Here is a 21,297-nt window from a genome sequence, read left to right as displayed (position 1 = left end):
TTATGTCAGCAGCACAACCCCGCAGGGTAGCTATAGTGGGCTACAACCGCATCCCTTTTGCACGGCAGTTTACTAACTATGCACAGGCATCTAACCAGGACATGATGGTGGCCGCACTAAACGGGCTTATCACCAAACACAACCTGGCAGGCATGCAGCTGGGAGAAGTGGCAGGCGGTGCGGTAATAAAGCACAGCTGGGAAATAAACCTGATGCGCGAATGTGTGCTGCATACGTCACTCGACCCGAAGACACCTGCCTGCGACATACAGCAGGCCTGTAATACCGGGCTTGAGGCAGCAATGTACATAGCCAATAAAATTGCACTGGGGCAAATAGATTGCGGCATAGCCGGTGGGGTAGATTCTACAAGTAATGTACCGCTGGTGCTGAACGAACACATACGCAAGTTACTTTTAACCGCCCGCCGTGAAAAAACCACCTGGGGAAAAATAAAGGCTTTCGGTAAAATAAAGCTGGGCGACCTTGCTCCCATTGCCCCGCAAAACCTGGAGCCCGGCACCGGATTGTCTATGGGTGGGCATACGGAATATACGGCTAAGTACTTCAATATATCAAGAGAAGATCAGGATGCCTTTGCGTTGGGCAGCCACCGGAAAATGGCCGCTGCTACCGACAGGGGATTTTACAGCGATATGATTTCACCCTACCTCGGCCTGACCGAAGACAACAACATGCGCCGCGATACCAGCCTTGAAAAACTCGAACGGCTGAAACCTGCGTTTGACAAATTGAACGGAACGCTTACAGCAGGTAATTCTTCACCCTTAACCGACGGGGCTTCGTGCCTGTTGCTGGCAAGTGAGGAATGGGCTGCGCAAAACAACCTGCCCGTTTTGGCATACATCACCCATGCCGAAATGGCGGCCATAGAATATATTGAACAAAAGCATAACCTGCTGTTGGCTCCCGTATATGCTGCACCTAAAATGCTGCAAAAAGCACGGCTTACCCTTCAGGATTTTGACTTCTATGAAATACACGAAGCCTTTGCCGCACAGGTTTTGGCACTACTTAAAATTTGGGAAAGCGACGAGCTGTCGGCGCAGTTTGGCGTACCGGCATTGGGCGCCATTGACCGCAATAAGCTGAATGTAAACGGCAGTAGCCTGGCCACAGGACACCCATTTGCCGCTACCGGGGGACGTGTTATCGCCACACTCGCAAAACTACTGAACGAGAAAGGTTCGGGCCGCGGATTGATTTCGTTATGTGCAGCGGGCGGACAGGGAATGACCATGATACTTGAAAAATAGGATTTGGAACTGTTCGATACCATTAGCTACCTGAAAACCGGCAATCCTAAGCAGGCGCAAGCTTATACTACGCTTACGCAATACAACGTCATGGAGGTATTGTTACCCTACACCCCCATATTGGTCGGAACCATTCCGTTGGAGATAAACATAGAGAATAGTGACCTGGATGTTCTTTGCTATTGGGAAGATAAAACCCAATTTGTAAATACACTTACTGTAGCTTTTGGCAAACTCCCCCATTTCGTCCTGAAAGATTACGAGGTAAAAGGTGTACCAACCGTAAAGGCGAATTTCCTGGCGGGTGATTTTGAAGTGGAAGTTTTCGGGCAAAATGTACCCGTAAAAGAGCAATACGGCTACCGACATCTGGTTGCCGAATACCATATATTGCAACAACAGGGCGAGGCATTCCGGCAGGAAATCATCCGCCTGAAACAAAACGGCTATAAAACCGAACCCGCCTTTGCAAAACTACTTAACCTTCAGGGCGACCCTTATGAAGCATTATTGCAGTATGCCGTACCTGATTAATTTGAAGTTAAAGTAATAATAGCCTGCTTCGACACGCTCAGCATGACTATTATTACTTTAACTTCTTCTGAAAATTAATTGAAAATATACAGTCATGCTGAGCATGTCGAAGCAGGATGTATATTTTCAATTAATTTATCCTGACAGTAAAAAGTTAGTGAAAATTCGCGTAATTGGTGGCTTAAAAAACAGCTTGTAATATGGCAATAATTTTCTTTAAATATTCGGGATATGGCAAAAGGAGCTTAAATTAATGTTAACTAACAATACATAAAGGCTGTTCGCCCAAGGCTTTTGTAACTTTATGGAAATCGCCCTGAAAACGGGCAAATTGTATTACCATGAAGATCATTACCATATCGTACCGCCTGCCGCTTTCCATAAAAAAACAAAACCGCAAAACCACCATAACACAAACTTCAGGCGGGCTGGCCACTGCCATACTCTCCTACTCTGAGAAAAGCAGCAAAGACCTTACCTGGGTGGGTGTGGCCGATTTTGACAAACATATATGGGAAGCAAACCGTAACGGTTTCCCTAAGAACTTTGAAATAGAACCCGTATTCCTCGATAAAAAACTGAACCGCAACTTTTACCATGTATTCAGCAACTCGGTGTTGTGGGCGCTGTTTCATTACTTTCCGTCGTTTATGGAGTACGACCCCGAAGCTTTTGAAGCCTATAAAACGGCCAATGAAGCCATTGCGCAAAAAGTAAACGATCTCTACGAACCGGGCGACATCATCTGGGTACACGACTACCATTTTTTAGGGTTGCCAAAGCTCATCCGCGAGCAGCACCCCGATGCACGGATTGGTTTCTTCCTGCACATCCCCTTCCCTAACTTTGAAATCTTCCGCATTTTGCCAAACAAAGTAAAGCGTTACCTGCTGGAGGGTATGCTGGGCGCTAACGTAGTGGGTTTCCATACCTGGGAAAATGCTATCCATTTTACAGACTGTGTGGAAAAAATATTGGGCCTGCCACAAAACGGTTTTATGTTTTCGCAGGAACACCACCATACAAAAGTAGGCTCCTACCCTATAAGCATCGACTTTGATAAATTCCACAATACGTATGACAAGCCCGAGGTTGTGAAGCTACGCGAAGAAATACAGAAGCTGTACCAAGACAAAAAAATCATTTTTTCGGTAGACCGGCTGGATTATACCAAAGGCATCAACAACCGCTTGTACGCCTTTGAAGCCTTTCTGCAAAACCACCCCGAATGGAAAGAAAAAGTGGTTTTCCTGCTTGTAATTGTCCCATCTCGTGAGGAAATAGGCAAGTATGGCGAACGCAAGCGTATGATAGAACTTAATGTTGGCCGTATTAACGGGGCATTGGGTAACTACAAATGGAACCCTGTAGTGTACCAATACCAGGCGGTGGATTTTGACCGGCTTATTGCACTGTACACCAGTGCTGATGTCGCGCTTATATCGCCCGTACGCGACGGTATGAACCTTGTAGCCAAAGAATATGTAGCTTCGCGCAAGGACTTACAGGGCGTACTGTTGCTGAGTGTTTTGGCCGGGGCAGCCAAAGAGTTGCAACAGGCCATTACCATAAACCCGTTTGACACCGAGCTTACAGGGGAGCGTATCCACCAGGCACTGGTTATGGATAAGGAAGAACAAAAACTGCGTATGGAACGCATGCAGCGTTACATAAAAAAGCACGATGTATTCCTTTGGGCAGATAAATTCCTGAACGACACGCTGGAAATGCACAGTTTAGATAACAGCACCATTTCGCTAAAAGGTGAAGCCCTGCAAGAGCTGCTATTGAAATATGAAACTGCCGAAAAGCGCCTGCTCTTGCTGGACTTTGACGGTACACTGGTAAAGCTGCAACGCAGGCCTGAACTGGCTGTACCTGATGAAAACCTGAAAGCATTACTTTCTGCACTGGCATCTGACCCTAAAAATGAGGTATGGATTGTCAGTGGGCGCGACCGCAGGTTCCTTGAAGAACATCTGGGCAATAGCAACGTTGGCCTTATTGCCGAACACGGCGGTTGGATAAAGCGTGACGACTGGCAACCGGTAATCATCGGTATGCCCGAATGGAAAAAACGCGTGATTGATATTATGGAGGAATACACCGACCGCAATGCCGAAAGTTTTATCGAAGAGAAGGAATTTGGAGTGGCATGGCATTACCGTAATGTCGAGGAAAAACTCGGTTTCCTTACTTCGCGGGAGTTGCTTACCCTGCTGAAAAACCACCTGCAAAACGTACCTGTGCAAATTATAGACGGCAATAAGGTAATTGAGGTAAAACACTACCTGGCACATAAGGGTACTACCTGTAAAAACAACGTGCTATGTAATGCACATGATTTTGCCCTGGCCATAGGTGACGACCGCACCGATGAAGACCTGTTTGCTGAACTAACCGGTGCCAATGAATTTTCAATAAAAGTGGGCAAAGGCAATACCGCCGCCAGATACCGTGTAGCATCGGTTGATGCAGTGCTGCAACTACTGGAAAAGCTGCACAGTCTGCATACGGTAAAATAGAAAGTACTATCTTTAGGTCTCCAAAACATCACTAAACCATGAGAAAACTTTTTACCGTTGCACTGCTGTTTGTGTGTGCCCTGGGCATTGCACAAAAACAGGAATACGACACCAAAACAAACATCCGCTACTATCCCGAAGCCGGTTACAAAGGCGATGCATACGCCGCAGAGCGCTGTGTGCTGGACATCTATTACCCAAAGGATAAAAAGGGCTTTGCTACCATACTGTGGTTTCACGGTGGCGGGCTTACCGGGGGCAGCAAGGAAATACCACAAGCCCTGAAAGATAAGGGCTACGCCATAATAGGCGTGGGATATCGCCTTAGCCCAAAAGTAAAGGTAAAACAATGTATAGAAGATGCGGCGGCGGCCATAGCCTGGGCATTTAATAACGTAGATAAATACGGGGGTGATACCTCAAAGATATTCCTGTCGGGGCACTCGGCGGGTGGTTATTTGGATTTAATGGTGGGGCTTGACAAGAAATGGCTTGCCAAATATAACATTGATGCCAATAAAATTGCAGGGTTAATCCCCTTCAGCCCGCAGTGCATTACGCATTTTACCGCCCGTAAGGAAATGGGCATACCCGAAAAGCAACCTGTGATTGATGAGTGGGCACCACTGTATTATGTAAGGGGTGATGCACCTCCGCTGTTACTGATTACCGGCGACCGTGAGTTGGAACTATTAGGCCGCTATGACGAAAATGCTTATATGGCCCGCATGATGAAACTAAACGGCCATACCCAGACCAAGCACTACGAACTGGACGGCTACGGCCATAACATGGCAGACCCGGCTTATCAGTTGCTTTTAAACGAATTACAAAGGGTACTGGAAAAGAAATAATTTCAGTTTTCAGTCGCAGTTTTCAGTTTAATGTACAGTTACAAACTGCCTACTGAGACTGCGACTGAAAACTGTATACTATTCCGCTACGTCGATTTCTACCTTAAGGTTGTTGATGATAAAATCCTGCCTGTCGGGCGTGTTCTTGCCCATATAGAACTCCAGCAGGTTTTGTATGGATGTAGCATTGTCCATTAGTACAGGGTCGAGCCTTATGTCCTGGCCGATGAAGTGCTTAAACTCATCCGGCGATATTTCTCCCAAACCTTTAAATCGGGTGATTTCGGGCTTGCCTTTAAGCTTTTCTATGGCGTTACGACGCTCTTCATCGCTGTAGCAGTAAATGGTTTCCTTTTTATTACGAACACGGAACAGCGGCGTTTGCAGTATGTACAAATGGTTTTCCTTGATAAGCTCAGGGAAAAATTGCAGGAAAAACGTTATGAGCAGCAGGCGTATGTGCATACCGTCTACGTCGGCATCTGTGGCTATAACAATATTATTATAGCGCAGGTTTTCCATTTCCTCCTCTATATCCAGTGCCGCCTGGAGCAGGTTGAACTCCTCATTTTCATACACAATCTTTTTGCTCATGCCATACGAGTTCAGCGGCTTACCACGAAGGCTGAATACCGCCTGGGTATTCACATCGCGCGATTTTGTAATAGACCCTGAAGCCGAGTCACCCTCGGTAATAAACAGCGTGCTTTCCAGGCTGCGCGGGTTCTTGGCATCGGTAAGGTGTACACGGCAGTCGCGCAGCTTCTTGTTGTGCAGGCTGGCTTTTTTGGCCCTGTCGCGTGCCAGCTTACGGATACCGCTTAGTTCCTTACGCTCGCGTTCGGCCTGTAGTATTTTCTTCAGAAGTGCATCGGCCACTTCGGGGTTACGGTGCAAAAAGTTATCAAGCTTATTTTTAATGAAGTCGTTTACAAACGTACGCACACTTGGCGAGTTGGGTCCCATTTCGGTAGAACCCAGTTTGGTTTTGGTCTGCGATTCAAATACCGGCTCCTCTACCTTAACGCTTATGGCGCTCACAATAGACTTACGGATGTCTGACGCTTCGAAGTTTTTGTTGTAAAACTCCTTTATGGTACGCACAATAGCCTCGCGGAAGGCACCAAGGTGGGTACCGCCCTGGGTAGTATTCTGCCCGTTTACAAACGAATAATATTCCTCACTATACTGGGTTTTACTGTGCGTCATGGCAATTTCAATATCATCCTCCTTAAGGTGGATAATATCGTAAATACGGTCTTCCTCCTGTATGTTTTCAGCCAGGAGGTCTTTAAGGCCGTTGTCGCTGTACAGTTTTTCGCCGTTGTACATTATTGTTAGCCCGGTGTTCAGGTAACAATAATTCTTCAGCATTTTTACAATATACTCGTTACGGTACTTATAGTTTTTAAAAATGATATCGTCAGCCACAAATTGCACCTTGGTACCGCGGCGACGGGTGGTTTCTACCTGAGGTTCCTCATTGGTAAGCTCCCCTGCCGAAAATTCGGCGGCCTTAAGCTGGTTATCACGAACCGATTCTACCCTAAAAAAGTTGGAAAGAGCGTTCACCGCCTTGGTACCCACACCATTCAGTCCCACTGATTTCTTAAAGGCTTTAGAATCGTACTTACCCCCGGTGTTCATTTTGCTCACCACATCTACCACCTTACCCAACGGAATGCCACGGCCATAATCGCGTATGGTAACGGTTTTATCGCGCACAGTAACCTCAATGGTTTTACCTGTACCCATTACAAATTCGTCTATGGAGTTGTCAATCACCTCTTTTACAAGGATGTATATACCATCGTCGGGTGAAGAACCATCGCCCAGTTTCCCGATGTACATACCGGGGCGCATGCGGATGTGTTCTTTCCAGTCGAGTGATCGTATATTGTCTTCCGTGTACTGATTTTGTTCTGACATAGGGGTAATCTGCGTATTTTGTGCTAATATAAATTATCTGCACAAAAAATGAAAGCCGGACGCCCGAAAACTTTAAGATTTCATTCGCATCCGGCTATTATTTTCTAACGCTGTACCGTATAAGCCGCTACCGACATTTTATTTACAAAAATGGTAAGTGTGCCACGCGATGACGGTTCTACCTGAACATCAAATTCGGCAATACCGTCGGTAATTTTAGGCGTGACCTTTTTAGAGAACTTGCCCGAAGTAAACTGATACGCCACCTCATCGGTCGGCTTTATACCCCTTATCTTAAAAGGTACCTGTCCTACCCCTCCGCTTGTTTTCAGTATACCGAAATCAGGCGAAATAAGGTCGTAGCTTAAATCGTAATACAAGGGCTGTTCGGCAAAATCGCGTTCGTTTTTGGTAGTGAACAGCCATTTTTTATCATCGGGAAAGTGGTTGCGGAAAAACACATCGGGTTCGGTGAAGAAGTAATTATCGTCAAACAAAAACCCGAACTTATGCGAGGTGCCCATAATCCCCCCCGAACCCCATGTAACATCAATGAGTTTCCACTGGCCGTTTATTTTAACAGCATTCCAGGCATGGTTACTGTTTACAGGGCCTTTGCCAATATCTTTAGGTAATATTTTGGCCGTACCGTGTATTACCTCGGTCTGTATGCCCATTTTTTCAGCCAACAGCTTAAATAACATCGCATAACCGTGGCATACGCCGGTTTTCTTTTTCAGGGTTTCCTCTGCTAAGTCAAGCTCTATCTTGGCAATAATGGCCTGCCGTTCAGCCTCAGTGCTGTAAGAATACTTTATAGGCGCACGCCCAAGCGCTCCCGGCGATGTATCGTACTTAATGTTAAGCGCTATCCACGTAAATATGGCGCGTACCTTTTCATCCTCGCGCTTAAAATCGGTATCAATACGCGATGCCAGCCTGTCCAGGCTGTTGTAGGTTGTGGGGTATGTTTTTACTGTATTGTCTACCTGCGTAAAATCCTGTGCATATACACCCAGGGCAAGCATACCCAAAACAATAACAGCGTAAAGTTTAGTCCTCATCTTCATACACATAGAAAACCAAATACTTTGCCAAAGTTTGTTAAAGCTGCTAAGTAGCTAAGTCACTTACTCATAGAAATACCTTTTAAACTTCAAAATAGTTACACTAAAGTCTAAATAAAAAGCATTACAAAATAGATTAACGGCAGGAAAGCTACCCATCTTACATATTTATCAAACTTCTTTTTATTCCTTCTAAATTTATCACGCAGATAGTAATCATTTATAAATGGAAAAATCATTATAAAAAATAAAAGAGTATGCCAGCTTATAAAAGTGCCATACCCATAGACATCATGCCATCCGGGTATAAACCTGAAAATTTCTAACACCTTAACCAGTAATAAATAATGAAACAGCATGTATAGAATGGGTACAAAACAATTAAACAATGGATATTTCCATAACCACTTGAAAGTATACCATTCACTTATTTTCATATTACTCATAATGATAAAAAATCCCCTTATCATACGGTGTCCATAACGCGGCGCGCTGGTGGGCGGCTTTCAGGGCGCCGTTTGCCCAGGTGTTACAGGTATAGAACAGGCTGTAGCGGCCGGTTGCTTCATAAAAAGCATCGTTGCGCCCATAGCTGTGGCCTTGTATCCATTGCAGGTTATTATCGGCACCGGGCTGGAAGCTTTCATTTATATACTGTACCAAATCAGCATAGTCCTCTTTGGTTACCATTATCTTTTTACACTCGGCATCTTCCTTCATGGTGCGGTAAAACGTAGTATGCATGGCCGATGTACTCAGGTAAAAAGCAGCCTTAAAAGCTGTGCTGGTTTTTAGGTCGCTCCACTCTGGCGTATACAGGTAAAAGCCCTTATCGCCCCACCCAAATGCAGCGTATTTCGCCAGTGTATCATTAGCCTTTGTATGGGCAAATTTCAGGTCGGTTGTCCAGTCCTTAATTTCGTTTTTTATGGGTACTACAATATCGGTATGCACACCGTTAGTACGGATGTAAATAGCAATATCGCCGCCCTCTGCGGGGTGGCGGTTTACAGGGATGCGGTACAATATAAATACCGAAAGCAGGTACAGTACTACAAAGGCTATTATACCTAAAGCAAAACGTAAGGTAAAGCGAAGGAACCTCCTGATTTTTTTATTCATGGTTGAAATGGTTTATAATATCCCTTAACGCATCATCGTGTTCTTTATTGGATATTTTACCCGCTTCTGTATCAAAATTTTCATGGAAAGACGGTAGCGAAAAAGTAGCCTTAATATTACCTCCGTACCACCTGAGGCTTATCTGTGCGGCTTCAAGGGCGTTTTTACCACCATGCTTGCCCGGCGATGTAGACATAAGCAGCATGGGTTTGTTATCAAACACCAGCTTTTTTTGGCGCGAAGCCCAGTCGTATATGTTCTTAAACGCCGACGTAAGCCCGGCATTGTGTTCGGCTACAGAGAGTACCAGTATATCGGCCTGTTCTATTTTTTCGTAAAAAGCTTTGGCTGCGGGCGGCTGCCCAATAAGTTTTTCCTTGTCTACGCTAAAAAGCGGCAATTCATAATCATTAAGGTCGATTATCTCAACTTCTACATTAGTAAATAAAGATGCGGCATACGTAGCCAGTTTTTTGTTGATGGAGGTACTGCTGCTGCTTCCGGCAAAGGCAAGTAATTTCATTTTAGAACGTTTTTATATTCTGACTAAAGATAAGGAACATTAAAATATTTCCAACATTACAATTTCTCAACAATGCTTTATTTTGAAGCGGTTTTTTACAACGTTTACGTGAAAAATCATAATAAAAAGTTAAAATTTTAACACTCCTGACCATGTGGTTATTGTAACCATATACGTATATTTGGAGGCTAATATCCCGATACACACACAAATGCAAAACCAGATTAAAGACCTTACCGGCTTCATTAGCCTTATTTTGCTGTACCTTATAGCCGGTACATCTGCTGCTTTTGCACAGACACGGGAAGAATGCGATTCTATAACCGATAAGGCCGTAGAGCATGCCTATAATAAGGAATACGAGAAATCACTGGAACTACTGGAACGTAGCCGTACGATAGCCCGAAACCACCATTGGGACAAGCAGGAATATGCCGCTGTACTTAATATGGGCCTTACCTACTATTTTATGCTGGACTATGCCGAGGCTATGGACCTGTACCTGGAAAGTTATAACATAGCTGTAAGAAAACTGGAACCCAAGGATGAAATATCGGCCCTGAATAACATTGCTAATGTATATGTACGCCAAAAGATGTACCCAAAAGCGCTGGAATATTACAATAAGGCCGTAGAAACCGCACAAGAAAAGGATGTAAAAAAACGTATGGGCATACCGCTTATGAACATCGGTATGATATACAATAAAACCAATGAACCTGCCAAAGCACGCCCTTACCTGTTACAATCCTTACAATATATGGGCAAGTATACCGACAGTGTTTCGGTAGAGGTATTGCTTGCCGAAAATGACATGCTGCTGGGTAATACCGAAAAAGCACGCGCTGCGGGTTTTTCTATGCTGAAAAAATACCCCGAACTGTATAAGTATGACCTTAATAACTACCTGTGGCAGGTGATAGCCGAAAGTTACCTGAAAGACAAAGACTATACTAATGCCGAGGCTTATGCGCTTAAGGTAGTAGAAACCAGTAAGGACGAAGAGGTAAAGCGAGACAACTACGAACTGCTGTCAAAAATATATACCGCGGCACACAGCTATGATAAAGCAATAGTTGCAAAAGATTCGGTTATTGTACTGAATACCAGAGTAACTGAACTAACCAACGGCAGGCTGTTTGAAAATAATCGCGTAAAGTTTGAAATGCAGCATTACCGTAATGATGTGGCCAATAAGGAAGAAAAAATCAGGTTGGAGCGCATTATATTCATATCGTCGCTGGCCATACTCGCAGCGGTTATAATCATCCTCTTTTTGGTATACAGGCACAAAAGCCTTAAGGCCGAGCAGCTGCGTAACCAGGCGGCACTGAGCCTGCAAATGGAAAAAAACCTGAACCTGCAACTGGAACGACAGATTACCGATGCCCTACTGGAACAGGAACACCTTAAAGATGCTGTAGAAGAACGCAGCCGTAAACTGTCGGCTAAGTCGCTGTACCTTTCTGACAGGAATGAGGTCATAGAGGAAATTGTGGAATACCTGTCTAAAAAGCCGCGCTACGCTGCCGATAAAACGCTGTCGGCTTACGTACGTTCGCTTAAGGACAACCTGCGTACCGATAACGAATACAGCAGCTTCTTTACCCATTTTGAGGAAGTGAACCACGGTTTTTTAACCCGCCTTAAAAAACAATACCCTACCCTTAATGCTAACGACCTCCGTTTTGTGGCTTACCTTAAAATGAACCTTACTATTAAGGAGATTGCATCCATACTTAATATTACTATTGTAGCCTGCAAAAAGCGCAAAGAACGCCTTGCCACCAAAATGGAACTGGCTAAGGAAACCGACCTTTTTGACCACATTTCGGTGCTGTAAACCCATTTTACGCGTTTTTCTTACAAAAACACTTTAATTCTTACAATATTTTACCCTTCAACTACTATCGTTATAGCTAATTGATGTGTTAAAATTGCCCTAAAATCGTTAATTCCTGCAAAACCAATCATAGTTTGTTTCGACGAAAATAATGTCACCTGATGTCAATTTTTGGCCTCTAATGACCTTCTGTAAAGCACCCTCACAGCGCAAAAATACGGTTTAGTTAAAATTACGATTTTGCTATTCGGGCATATTCCGCCCCTCTACATTTGTCATATAAATCTTTATAAAAATGGCAACAGCTTTAAGTAATTACTGGTGGATAATGCTGGTAATTTTGTGTGTGGTGGGATACAAATTTGTACTCCGCGTATTTTTCGGGATGGTAATAGTGCCTGAAGACAGGATAGGCCTTGTCACCAAAAAGTTCGTCCTTTTCGGCGAGCACACGTCACTGCCCGATGGGCGTATTATAGCCACAAGGGGTGAGGCAGGTTTCCAGGCGCAAACGCTGGCACCGGGCCTTTACTGGATGAAATGGATATGGCAGTACAGCATCGACATGACGCCGTTTACCATAATCCCCGAAGGCAAGATAGGCCTTGTACTGAGCAAGGACGGTAAAGAAATACCTACCGGGCGCATACTGGCACGTAAGGTAGAAAGCGACAACTTTCAGGATGCGGTGGCCTTCCTTGATAACGGCGGGCAAAAAGGTAGGCAAACGGCCTTTATAACCACCGGTTCGTACAGGATAAACACCTACCTGTTTGACGTAGTGGTGGCCGAACAGACCAAGATTTTTGAAAACATGGTGGGTGTGGTTACCGCATTGGATGGCGAACCAATACCTATCGGCCAGATAGCCGGTAAGTTTGCAGAAAGCCATAATAACTTCCAGGACTTTGACGAGTTCCTTAACAATGGCGGTAACCGTGGTTTGCAGCCGCAGGTAATACTTGCAGGTTCGTACTACCTTAATACCTGGGGTGTACAGGTAGAGCAAATCCCGATGACGGAGGTGCCTATCGGTTCGGTAGGTGTGGTGATATCCTATATAGGTGAAGAGGGCGAAGACATGACCGGCGAAAACTTTAAGCACGGTAACATTGTGGCAAAAGGCCAGCGTGGTGTATGGATGGAACCGCTGGGTCCCGGTAAGTATGCCATAAACAAGTATACGACCAAGCTTGAGCCCGTGCCTACCACTAACCTGGTACTGAACTGGGCCAATGCACGCAGCGAGTCGCACAACCTGGACAAGAACCTGAGTACAATAACTGTACGTAGTAAAGACGGTTTCCCTTTTAACTTGGATGTGGCTCAGATTATCCACGTACCGGCGAATGAGGCTCCTAAAGTGATAAGGCGTTTCGGTAGCATGAACAACCTGGTATCGCAGGTGCTGGAGCCTACCATTGGTAACTACTTCCGTAACTCGGCGCAGGACAGCGATGTGATTTCATTCCTGAGCACCCGTAAGGAAAGGCAGGAATCGGCTAAGAACCATATTAGGGAAGTGCTTGACGAATATAACGTAAACGCCGTAGATACGCTGATAGGTGACATTGTGCCTCCTGAATCGCTGATGAAAACCCTTACCGACCGTAAGATAGCCGAGGAGGAACAGAAAACCTACCAAACACAGAAAATGGCGCAGGAACAACGCCAGGGTGTAGAAAAGGAAACCGCGATAGCCGATATGCAGAAAGAGATAGTACGCGCTTCGCAAAGTGTGGAAATCGCGCAGCGCACCGCCGATGCTACGGTTAAGAAAGCAGAAGGTGACGCTACCAGCCTTAAGCTGAGTGTTAACGCTGAAGCCGAGGCCACTAAAATGCGTGCCAATGCTGAAGCAGAAGCTACCAAAGCCCGTGCGGGTGCACAGGCAGAAGCTACTAAGCTGAATGCAAGTGCCGAAGCCGAGCGCATCTCTAAAACAGGTTTGGCAGAAGCCGAGAAAATTATGGCGATAGGTAAATCTACTGCCGAATCGTACGAGTTGCAGGTAAGTGCAATGGGCGGCGATAACTTTACGAAGTTTAAGATTACCGAAGAAATAGCGAAAGGCAACATCAAAATTATCCCTGATGTGCTGATTGCCGGAAACGGTGGCTCAGACGGCCCCGTGAGTGGATTGCTCGGGCTTAAACTTATGGAAATGATGGAACTTAACAAACCAAACACCAATCCTGATCCGGGCACAAAAACTACTTTGTAAACGGATGAGCTGCCGAAAGGCAGCTTTTCCTGTTTAAATATATATAGAAAGTGGTTTCGCAAAGTTGCTCAAAGCAGACGCGAAGTTTCACGAAGTAAAATAAAGTTTATGATGGCGATACTGATGGCGCGGATTTGCAATCCGTGCCTTCCTTTTGGCGGAATGTAAGCACGGATTGCAAATCCGCGCTATCGGAAAAAGAATAAGAATCCTCACTATCTGGGATTTCTCAACTCCGCTGCGCTGCGTTCGAAATGGAATAGCCCAGCTTGCGCGAGCATCTTGCTCGTGCGCAGTATACAAATAACCCGACACGAGCGGGACGCTCGCGCCAGCGAGGGGTTTACAATGGCCGATGGCGCGGATTTGCAATCCGTGCCTTTTTAATGCAACATAAGCACGGATTGCAAATCCGCGCTATCGAACTACCTGTCAAAACGGAACAAACGGGCATCCTTATTCTCCTTGCCCAGTATCATATCGCGTATCATAGCAGCGCCGATTTGGCTGAATGTAATACCGTTACCACCAAAACCCAATGAGAAATACCCATTGGGTTTTCCTTTATACTCACCTATGTATGGCAGGCCGTCTTTGGTGGAGCCAAATGTCCCTGTCCAACTGAACTCCGGTTTAAAATCCAGTTCCGGGAATAGCTTGTCTACATCACCTTTCAGTTGCCTCGTTTTCTTATTGATGAGCTTATCGCGTTTCCAGTCGGCAAAGAAATCCTCATCCCTGCCCCCTACCAGCACACGGTTATCGGCAGTGGTACGCAGGTACAGGTATGGGTCGGCAGTATTCCAAATCAGCACCTCATCTTTCCAGAAGTTTCGTTCGTTGTACTGCTCGCTTACTACTGCATAGGTACTCAGCAACTTTACAATATCCTTTTGAATAAAATTCACCACCTCATATCCTACTGCATACACCAGTTTCTTTGCCTTAAGCGTATGGCCGTTCTCAGTAGTAAGGGTTACCCCACGCGTAGAATGCTTTATATCGGTTACCGGGCTGCGGTCGTAAATGGTACCTTCCTCATACTTGTGGCGCAGCAGGCAGTGCGCCAGCATATAGGCATTGGTTTGCGCAGCGAGTTCAGATAGTATCCCTCCATAAGAATCAAAACCATACTGTTCTTTTACCGCATCGGGTTCCAGCCAGGTAACGGCAAAGTTGGCCGCCTTACGGGCATCATATTCCTTCTTCAGCCAGGCTACATCCTTTTTATAGGCAGCATAATACAGGCTCTTTTTCCGTTCGAAATACTTAATACCCACATCGTAGGTTATACGTTCCAACTCCAGTATGGCATCACCACACAGGCGGTAAGCGCGTTCGGCATCTTCCCGGCCTATCATTTCAGTTAGGCGGTACAGCGGCACGTCTATTTCATATTGTAAGAGCGACGTACTGGCACTGGTACTGCCCAGGCCTATGGTACGGGCATCTATGGTAACGCAGGGAATACCGGCCTCAGCCAGGTAATAGCGCACTAACGCCCCCGATATACCTGCGCCCAGTATTACTACTTCGGTTTCCAGGTCATGGTCCAGTTTAGGGTAGGTAAACGGCAGCCCATCACGCACCAGCCACAAAGGATATCCGGCCTTTAAGCTCATAGTATGTTTTTTACTTAAAGTTAGTATGCTTTTGCAGAACAGAATTAACAGGAAATAAATTATATGATATATTTAACTGTTGTTTTAGCCCGTACATTTTTCATAGATTTGTGCAGCAATTAGCATCAGGCAACATGATAAACCCAAGCGCCAGCGGCTGGATAGACAAGCTTTTCTCTAAACTATCGGCTCGCATGCCCCAGTATGAAAACTCGCACGCCTTTTACAGGGCCGTACGCGATACGGGCTTTATATACGGGCATGTGGCCAAATTTAAGAACCTGGATGCTAAAGAAACCCGCGACTGGACAGTAGAGGAAACTACCAAAGTAGCCCTGCTGAATGCCTTGTATGATGCCTACCGCCTGATTACCAAAACCCAGGACACAGCTGATTTTATAAAGCGCGGCATAGCTTTCTATACCGAAATGCAGCCCGAAGGCTTTGGCTTACTGAAAAAGGTACTGCCATCTGCCCAACCCAGCCATGAGCTGGAAAACATACTGGACGGACGTATAAAAACCACCGATAATATTATAAGCCGTAACTTCAGCCATATACTTACCAATGCACTGCTGTTTATGGATGTATTGGCATTCAGGCAGTTCCTTATAGAGGGCGATACGCCACAGAAATACCTGAAAAAGCTGGAGGAAACCGTGGTAACCATAGTAAACCTGGCGCTAAACAGCAAACAGGATAAAACCCAGTACGACGACCTGCTGATAAAGCTGTTTGAATCATCGGTGCGGTATACCAAATTTTCGCATATTAATGTGGAAAGCCTTGACGAAGTGGGTTTTGACTATTTTGAGTCGAAATCAGAGAAAAATTACCTGCTCGATGTAGCCGCCATGGCAATTTGGAGCGACGAGCAGGCACAGCAAAGTGAAATCGATTTCCTGCTTCGCCTCAACCAGAAACTTGGCCTTCGCGAGGAAGCCGCTGAAGAAAGCATGGAGTCTTACAACGGTTTTATTAAACACAATAAAAAGCACATACCGTTTTTTAACTACAGTAACCCGGTAAAGCATTTTTACGACCATGCTTCGCAAAGCGTGATTAACCTTATCATCCGTAACAAGAACCGTCTTGTAAAAGAACTGGGCAATAACGGCGAACTGATGCTGCTACTTACGCACTCTACCCACCGCAGCCTTAACGATAAGGAGAAGAAAAAGGTAAAGAAGCAATTGCTGGAAATATGTAAAACCGTGCCTTCGCTCACCATATTCCTGCTGCCGGGAGGTAGCCTGCTATTGCCGTTACTCATCAAATTTATACCCCAGCTGCTGCCCAGCGTGCTGAATGAAAACCTTGAGGAAGAAGAACCTGCATAAACTGTAATTGCTTATATTTGGTAGAAAATAAATACCATGGCACAGGCTAAACAAACAAATTATATCCCTTTTATACTGCTGGCATTTGCTGTTTCAATCACATTCTGGATTGTTGCAAACAATACTGATGTGTACCGTTATGCCGTTGTAGGCGCTATTTTCGAAATACTGTGGCTGCCCATGATAGCGGTTACTTTTATAGCCCCGGTACTTTCACTGGTATTGTGGATTATCCGCCTACGTAAAAAAGCAACGGTTTAAACAGGCATATACATGAAAAAACTACTGCTTGTACTCATTGCACTGCAAAGCCTCCTTGGATTGGCACAAAACGATAAGCCCGACCGTGAAGCCTTTACCCTGGAACTTCCTGTGGATAAAACACGTTTTTACACTATGGATGTGGCTAAGTCGCCTTACTTTGTACAGCCTACTTTATTGCAAATATATCCCGGCGAAAAACTGAATGTAGAAGCCGAAATGAAAGATGGCAACATAGCCTCCATGAAAGTGGTAAAGGATAACGTGAATCCTGAAAGGACAATAACCATGAGCTTTAAGTATGAAAAACAGGATGACGGCGGTATTTACATGGTTTTGAGTGTAAGGAACCCTTTCGATAAACCACTACATTATGAAGCCTTAATGTATACCCCAAAAGGTAATACCTGGGTAAATACAAGCATACTGGATGTAATGCCCAAAATAAGTGGTGAAGAAATGTGGCCCCACCCCATTATTACACTTACCCTTTTTAACTGGAAGTTAGTTGATAATAAATAATTTTCAGGATGGTGTAAAAATAGCAGACCCCCGCCATTACTGGTCAGGGGCCCGCACACACATCACCTTAAAAACTTATTTTTATAGCACTAACCCATACCTTATTAGAGTAAGGTTAGCACATGCAAAGGTATTAAAACCTTTTGGCTCTTATTTTATAGTTGATTATCCGATAAAATACAATCAGGGGTAAAATTCACACTGTAAATTTAAAGCACGCGTACTGATAATGATTGCTTTACAGTTACAGCTTGATTTTTAAAGGGAATACAGATACTACTCAAAAAAGTTTGCGCATAGTATCTAAACGTTATTTAGCAACGCTGCGGAGGAGGTATAAAAATATCTCCAAAAACATTTTCATGCCTTTGGAGATTATGTGCATTTATCGTTACAGTCTTAGTAACAACAGGTACAAAAGTGGGTTCGTAAACATACGCAACACCAATTTTTACCTCTTTTATTTCTTTTTGAAGTTCTTCTTCGTCAAGGCCATAAACAATAGATGTTTCAGTATCATCATCATCCTGCAACAGGCTCACAATAGTGGGCGCTGCCAGGAAAACGAGGAAAAAAAGCACAACTATTTTTATTAACACCTTCATACGTGCGAAAATAGTACTTTTTTAATAATAACCTATTATATATTGAATCAAATTTCCTCTTCGCTCCACGCTTTCATCATCCAAACAGTTTTTTCCTGTTCTTTAATGAAATCGCTCATCATACTGTTAGTACCTTCGTCTTCTATTTTGGCAGATTCTTCAAGGATTACCCTTTCTATTTTAAGCAGGTCGGCCAGCGAGTCGATAATAAGCCCTACCGCCTCAGTATCTTTGCTGATGTTTTTACCCACTTTAAGTTTGTTGTTGGCCACGTAATCCTCAAAGGTATGCAACGGCGTACCGCCAAGCGTAAGCACCCTTTCGGCTACAAGGTCAATTTTTAGCTGGGCGTCGTTATAAAGCTCTTCAAATTTTACGTGTAGCTGGAAGAAGCGTTTGCCGCGAATGTTCCAGTGTAGCCCGCGCAGGTTTTGGTAATACACCTGGAAGTTGGCCAGCAGTATGTTAAGTTCTGCTGCTATTACTTCTGCTTCTTTTACGGGTAACCCAAGTACGTTGTAGGCTTGTTCTTTTGTTTTCATGGTATGTATGCTAATTAGGTTTGTAAGTTTTTACAGATATAAATTTACAGTAAATTTAAGTATTAAAACTATAGGGATTATCAATGGTTTTTATAATTTTATCATAAAAATCTATATCATGACAATCACACAATTGCAATATGTACTTGCCGTTGCCGAACATAGAAACTTTACCTCAGCCGCTGAAAAGTGTTTTGTAACCCAGCCTACGCTGAGTATGCAGATACAAAAACTTGAGGAAGAACTGGATATACTGATATTCGACCGCAGTAAAAAACCCATACAGCTTACTGATGTGGGGGAAAAAATAGTACAGCAGGCGAAGAACATCGTTAACGAATCGACCCGTATAAAGGATATTGTAGACCAGCAGAAGGGTTTTATAGGCGGTGATTTTAAACTGGGGATTATCCCTACAGTGACGCCTACACTGCTGCCTATGTTTATGGCCAACTTTATAAAAAAGTACCCAAAAGTAAACCTGATTGTGGAAGAACGCCCTACTGAGGAAATCATCCGCATGCTGAAAAACGGCCAGCTCGATGCCGCTATAGCAGCCACACCGCTTAATGAAGATACCATAAAAGAAGTGGTACTGTACTACGAGCCTTTTGTGGCGTACGTACCCGAAAATAACCCGGCTTACCAGAAAAAGGAATTTGACATTGAGGACCTGGAAATGAACCTGAACAACATACTGCTGCTACAGGATGGGCATTGTTTCCGTAATAACGTGCTGGACATCTGTAAGGCATCAAACCTGCCCCAGCACCAGCATTTCTCTATAGAGTGCGGTAGTTTTGAAACCATGGTGAAGTTGGCCGACGAAGGCTTGGGTATGACGCTCCTGCCCTACCTGCACACACTGGAAATGAATGAAAAAGCCACGCAGAAGCTACGCCACTTTAAAGACCCGCAACCATCACGTGAGGTGAGCCTTATTTACAATAAAAAGGAACTTAAAGTACAGATTATAGACGCGTTGCGCACTACCATAACAGGCGTGGTACGCGGGGCCATTGCATTCCAGAACGTGCAGATTACAAGCCCTACGCACAAGAAATAAACATTTTTAATAATTTATCCCAAATACTCTCAGGTTGAGCATGTCGAAACCGGGTGTATTTGGGATAAATTATTGTATAAAATTAAAGTAATAATAGTCCTGCTTCGACATGCTCAGCAGGACTATTATTACTTTAATTTACTAAAGGCTTCAATAAAAAACAGCAAAAGGGTGCTACTTCTTCAGGTTGCGCCCTTTTGCTGTATCAGAATTAAAATCACGGTTTTCGGCAGTCTCCATATCCTCATCTTCGGTGGCCGTGCCACGGCTTTTGCTTACCGTTTTACCATTGCCACCCTTAGCCGATGACGACAGGCTGTTAACCTGCGGGGCTTTCTTTTCGTCCACATCACGGGCACGCTTTGGGGTGCTTACCGTGCCGTCTTTTTTCTTTTCAAGCTCGGCATCCAGCTTGTCTTTAGACGGATCGTAGTTTTTAGGCATGTTTTCACCACTGAAGCCTTCATTTACGGGGCTTTTCTTTTGCTGGTTGTTTATCTTTTTGCTGCCCAAATCTTTTGGGTCATCGGTGCTATGTATCATAATATTTTGGTTTAATGGTAGTTTACTAAAAAATTATAATAGTTGGCTGCTATCTTATTTACCGTTACTTCCAGCGATTCCTTCAGGCCATCGTAACCATCCTTCAGCGTACCGTTATCAGTAAAATAGTCAGGTATGCGGTATTTCAGCAGACGGCCTTCCTCACTGTATATTTCGGGGACAGACACATCAAGGTTATACGATGCATCCTTAAATTCCACTTTCATAAGCAGTTTTATGTTGTGGTAAAATGTTTCCCCACGGCTGCGGTAAAAAAACGCATTCTGCTTATACACGGTAATGGTAAGGCCATTGCCCGAAACATTACTTATCTCCACACGCTCGGTACTGCGTTGGTGTTCGGTAGCCCAGGCCTTGGTAACAGCGATAAGCTTCTTGGCTTCAGCAGGCGGAATGGTCACCGTAACCGGCGCAAAACCCTGCGGCTGCAACGTAAGCGATGGCGGCTGTGCAAAAGCCAGTACTGAAAACACCAGGCATATAAGTAAGGCTGCGCGCTTCATGTTATACATTTTTCAGCGCTTTTTCAAACTCATCCTGTATGCGGCCGTGCGATACCAAAAATGGCTTTTTATCTATGGTAACGGTAATATCGTCCCCGGCAATTACATAAGAGCCTTCAAAATCACCCACAGGGGTACTGCCTTCAAAAGTGCCTTTCTGTTCATTACCGTCCAGGTGGCCCTTGCTGCCCACAGCGTTACGTATTTTACTGATAAGCTGTGTTTTATCTCCGGGATATTTTACTGTGAATTGATTGCCCATAACATTAGGTTTTTATATATACCCTAAAGTTACACCAATAAAATACACATGCCTGTTTAAGGATTGTTAAGGCTTGGTTTAAAGTTTTATTAAAAAGCTTATAGGAGGTTTT

The 21,297-nt window shown here is 44.5% G+C and carries 20 protein-coding genes; 10 read left to right on the top strand and 10 right to left on the bottom strand.

What is annotated here, in order from left to right:
* Window positions 1–2 precede the first annotated feature (2 nt).
* The 4 genes from ACZIX4_RS03510 (at window position 3) to ACZIX4_RS03495 (ending at window position 5,190) form a co-directional block, all read left to right on the top strand.
* A complete protein-coding gene (locus tag ACZIX4_RS03510; protein WP_463334226.1) occupies window positions 3–1,277 on the top strand; it encodes an acetyl-CoA C-acetyltransferase in 1,275 nt (424 codons plus the stop codon).
* A gap of 3 nt (window positions 1,278–1,280) precedes the next feature.
* A complete protein-coding gene (locus ACZIX4_RS03505) occupies window positions 1,281–1,811 on the top strand; it encodes a DUF4269 domain-containing protein (protein WP_463334225.1) in 531 nt (176 codons plus the stop codon).
* Between the two features lie 341 nt (window positions 1,812–2,152).
* Complete coding sequence (locus ACZIX4_RS03500) at window positions 2,153–4,336, top strand: bifunctional alpha,alpha-trehalose-phosphate synthase (UDP-forming)/trehalose-phosphatase (protein WP_463334224.1); 2,184 nt, start codon at window positions 2,153–2,155, stop codon at window positions 4,334–4,336.
* 38 nt (window positions 4,337–4,374) lie between these two features.
* Window positions 4,375–5,190, top strand: a complete 816-nt coding sequence (locus ACZIX4_RS03495; protein ID WP_463334223.1) for an alpha/beta hydrolase — start codon at window positions 4,375–4,377, stop codon at window positions 5,188–5,190.
* 78 nt (window positions 5,191–5,268) lie between these two features.
* Here ACZIX4_RS03495 and ACZIX4_RS03490 read toward each other — a convergent pair whose 3' ends face one another.
* From ACZIX4_RS03490 to ACZIX4_RS03475, 4 genes are all read right to left on the bottom strand, one after another.
* A complete protein-coding gene (locus ACZIX4_RS03490; protein ID WP_463334222.1) occupies window positions 5,269–7,119 on the bottom strand; it encodes a DNA topoisomerase IV subunit B in 1,851 nt (616 codons plus the stop codon).
* Between the two features lie 104 nt (window positions 7,120–7,223).
* Window positions 7,224–8,183, bottom strand: a complete 960-nt coding sequence (locus ACZIX4_RS03485) for a transglutaminase domain-containing protein (RefSeq protein WP_463334221.1) — start codon at window positions 8,181–8,183, stop codon at window positions 7,224–7,226.
* Between the two features lie 441 nt (window positions 8,184–8,624).
* On the bottom strand, window positions 8,625–9,308 hold the full coding sequence (locus tag ACZIX4_RS03480) for a TIGR02117 family protein (protein ID WP_463334220.1): 684 nt from the start codon (window positions 9,306–9,308) through the stop codon (window positions 8,625–8,627).
* Window positions 9,301–9,831 (bottom strand): NADPH-dependent FMN reductase, encoded by a 531-nt coding sequence (locus tag ACZIX4_RS03475; protein WP_463334219.1) that lies wholly within the window; start codon window positions 9,829–9,831, stop codon window positions 9,301–9,303. The genes ACZIX4_RS03480 and ACZIX4_RS03475 overlap by 8 nt, the downstream gene beginning before the upstream one ends.
* A gap of 211 nt (window positions 9,832–10,042) precedes the next feature.
* Here ACZIX4_RS03475 and ACZIX4_RS03470 point away from each other — a divergent pair, with 211 nt between their 5' ends.
* Complete coding sequence (locus tag ACZIX4_RS03470) at window positions 10,043–11,674, top strand: tetratricopeptide repeat protein (RefSeq protein WP_463334218.1); 1,632 nt, start codon at window positions 10,043–10,045, stop codon at window positions 11,672–11,674.
* 295 nt (window positions 11,675–11,969) lie between these two features.
* Complete coding sequence (locus ACZIX4_RS03465) at window positions 11,970–13,898, top strand: SPFH domain-containing protein (RefSeq protein WP_463334217.1); 1,929 nt, start codon at window positions 11,970–11,972, stop codon at window positions 13,896–13,898.
* A gap of 425 nt (window positions 13,899–14,323) precedes the next feature.
* Here the strand turns inward: ACZIX4_RS03465 and ACZIX4_RS03460 are convergent, their stop codons facing one another.
* Complete coding sequence (locus ACZIX4_RS03460) at window positions 14,324–15,520, bottom strand: NAD(P)/FAD-dependent oxidoreductase (protein ID WP_463334216.1); 1,197 nt, start codon at window positions 15,518–15,520, stop codon at window positions 14,324–14,326.
* Window positions 15,521–15,654: 134 nt separating this feature from the next.
* Between ACZIX4_RS03460 and ACZIX4_RS03455 the strand changes: the two genes are divergently transcribed.
* The 3 genes from ACZIX4_RS03455 to ACZIX4_RS03445 are packed head-to-tail and all read left to right on the top strand — an operon-like array spanning window position 15,655 to window position 17,643.
* Complete coding sequence (locus ACZIX4_RS03455; RefSeq protein WP_463334215.1) at window positions 15,655–16,860, top strand: LETM1-related biofilm-associated protein; 1,206 nt, start codon at window positions 15,655–15,657, stop codon at window positions 16,858–16,860.
* Window positions 16,861–16,896: 36 nt separating this feature from the next.
* Window positions 16,897–17,121 carry a hypothetical protein gene (locus ACZIX4_RS03450; protein ID WP_463334214.1) on the top strand — a complete coding sequence of 75 codons (225 nt, stop codon included), beginning with the start codon at window positions 16,897–16,899 and terminating at the stop codon, window positions 17,119–17,121.
* 12 nt (window positions 17,122–17,133) lie between these two features.
* Window positions 17,134–17,643 (top strand): hypothetical protein, encoded by a 510-nt coding sequence (locus tag ACZIX4_RS03445; RefSeq protein ID WP_463334213.1) that lies wholly within the window; start codon window positions 17,134–17,136, stop codon window positions 17,641–17,643.
* A 314-nt stretch (window positions 17,644–17,957) separates the two neighbouring features.
* Here ACZIX4_RS03445 and ACZIX4_RS03440 read toward each other — a convergent pair whose 3' ends face one another.
* Together ACZIX4_RS03440 and ACZIX4_RS03435 are read right to left on the bottom strand one after the other, a co-directional pair.
* Complete coding sequence (locus tag ACZIX4_RS03440) at window positions 17,958–18,248, bottom strand: hypothetical protein (protein WP_463334212.1); 291 nt, start codon at window positions 18,246–18,248, stop codon at window positions 17,958–17,960.
* A gap of 47 nt (window positions 18,249–18,295) precedes the next feature.
* A complete protein-coding gene (locus ACZIX4_RS03435; protein ID WP_463334211.1) occupies window positions 18,296–18,790 on the bottom strand; it encodes a Dps family protein in 495 nt (164 codons plus the stop codon).
* 118 nt (window positions 18,791–18,908) lie between these two features.
* On the opposite strand from ACZIX4_RS03435, the gene ACZIX4_RS03430 reads away from it, so the two are divergent.
* Complete coding sequence (locus ACZIX4_RS03430) at window positions 18,909–19,856, top strand: LysR substrate-binding domain-containing protein (protein WP_463334210.1); 948 nt, start codon at window positions 18,909–18,911, stop codon at window positions 19,854–19,856.
* A gap of 174 nt (window positions 19,857–20,030) precedes the next feature.
* On the opposite strand, the gene ACZIX4_RS03425 is transcribed toward ACZIX4_RS03430, so the two are convergent.
* Genes ACZIX4_RS03425 through ACZIX4_RS03415 form a run of 3 tightly spaced genes read right to left on the bottom strand, consistent with a single transcriptional unit; the run spans window position 20,031 to window position 21,185 of the window.
* Window positions 20,031–20,399, bottom strand: coding sequence for a hypothetical protein (locus ACZIX4_RS03425; protein WP_463334209.1), 369 nt, complete (start codon window positions 20,397–20,399; stop codon window positions 20,031–20,033).
* A gap of 11 nt (window positions 20,400–20,410) precedes the next feature.
* The gene (locus ACZIX4_RS03420; protein ID WP_463334208.1) at window positions 20,411–20,923 is read right to left on the bottom strand and encodes a hypothetical protein; all 513 of its coding nucleotides are present in this window, start codon (window positions 20,921–20,923) and stop codon (window positions 20,411–20,413) included.
* Between the two features lies 1 nt (window position 20,924).
* Window positions 20,925–21,185, bottom strand: coding sequence for a hypothetical protein (locus ACZIX4_RS03415; RefSeq protein WP_463334207.1), 261 nt, complete (start codon window positions 21,183–21,185; stop codon window positions 20,925–20,927).
* Window positions 21,186–21,297 lie beyond the last annotated feature (112 nt).

The organism is Flavobacterium niveum (genome assembly GCF_055231775.1).
This window is presented reverse-complemented; position numbering and strand designations above follow the sequence as displayed.

Bases quoted from the DNA above. Each gene is read 5' to 3' on its own strand.
- ACZIX4_RS03430 (WP_463334210.1), top strand. From the start codon at position 18,909: ATGACAATCACACAATTGCAATATGTACTTGCCGTTGCCGAACATAGA.
- ACZIX4_RS03500 (WP_463334224.1), top strand. From the start codon at position 2,153: ATGAAGATCATTACCATATCGTACCGCCTGCCGCTTTCCATAAAAAAA.
- ACZIX4_RS03470 (WP_463334218.1), top strand. From the start codon at position 10,043: ATGCAAAACCAGATTAAAGACCTTACCGGCTTCATTAGCCTTATTTTG.
- ACZIX4_RS03460 (WP_463334216.1), bottom strand. From the start codon at position 15,520: ATGAGCTTAAAGGCCGGATATCCTTTGTGGCTGGTGCGTGATGGGCTG.
- ACZIX4_RS03465 (WP_463334217.1), top strand. From the start codon at position 11,970: ATGGCAACAGCTTTAAGTAATTACTGGTGGATAATGCTGGTAATTTTG.
- ACZIX4_RS03485 (WP_463334221.1), bottom strand. From the start codon at position 8,183: ATGAGGACTAAACTTTACGCTGTTATTGTTTTGGGTATGCTTGCCCTG.
- ACZIX4_RS03455 (WP_463334215.1), top strand. From the start codon at position 15,655: ATGATAAACCCAAGCGCCAGCGGCTGGATAGACAAGCTTTTCTCTAAA.
- ACZIX4_RS03440 (WP_463334212.1), bottom strand. From the start codon at position 18,248: ATGAAGGTGTTAATAAAAATAGTTGTGCTTTTTTTCCTCGTTTTCCTG.
- ACZIX4_RS03420 (WP_463334208.1), bottom strand. From the start codon at position 20,923: ATGAAGCGCGCAGCCTTACTTATATGCCTGGTGTTTTCAGTACTGGCT.
- ACZIX4_RS03475 (WP_463334219.1), bottom strand. From the start codon at position 9,831: ATGAAATTACTTGCCTTTGCCGGAAGCAGCAGCAGTACCTCCATCAAC.
- ACZIX4_RS03415 (WP_463334207.1), bottom strand. From the start codon at position 21,185: ATGGGCAATCAATTCACAGTAAAATATCCCGGAGATAAAACACAGCTT.
- ACZIX4_RS03435 (WP_463334211.1), bottom strand. From the start codon at position 18,790: ATGAAAACAAAAGAACAAGCCTACAACGTACTTGGGTTACCCGTAAAA.
- ACZIX4_RS03490 (WP_463334222.1), bottom strand. From the start codon at position 7,119: ATGTCAGAACAAAATCAGTACACGGAAGACAATATACGATCACTCGAC.
- ACZIX4_RS03480 (WP_463334220.1), bottom strand. From the start codon at position 9,308: ATGAATAAAAAAATCAGGAGGTTCCTTCGCTTTACCTTACGTTTTGCT.
- ACZIX4_RS03425 (WP_463334209.1), bottom strand. From the start codon at position 20,399: ATGATACATAGCACCGATGACCCAAAAGATTTGGGCAGCAAAAAGATA.
- ACZIX4_RS03450 (WP_463334214.1), top strand. From the start codon at position 16,897: ATGGCACAGGCTAAACAAACAAATTATATCCCTTTTATACTGCTGGCA.
- ACZIX4_RS03495 (WP_463334223.1), top strand. From the start codon at position 4,375: ATGAGAAAACTTTTTACCGTTGCACTGCTGTTTGTGTGTGCCCTGGGC.
- ACZIX4_RS03510 (WP_463334226.1), top strand. From the start codon at position 3: ATGTCAGCAGCACAACCCCGCAGGGTAGCTATAGTGGGCTACAACCGC.
- ACZIX4_RS03445 (WP_463334213.1), top strand. From the start codon at position 17,134: ATGAAAAAACTACTGCTTGTACTCATTGCACTGCAAAGCCTCCTTGGA.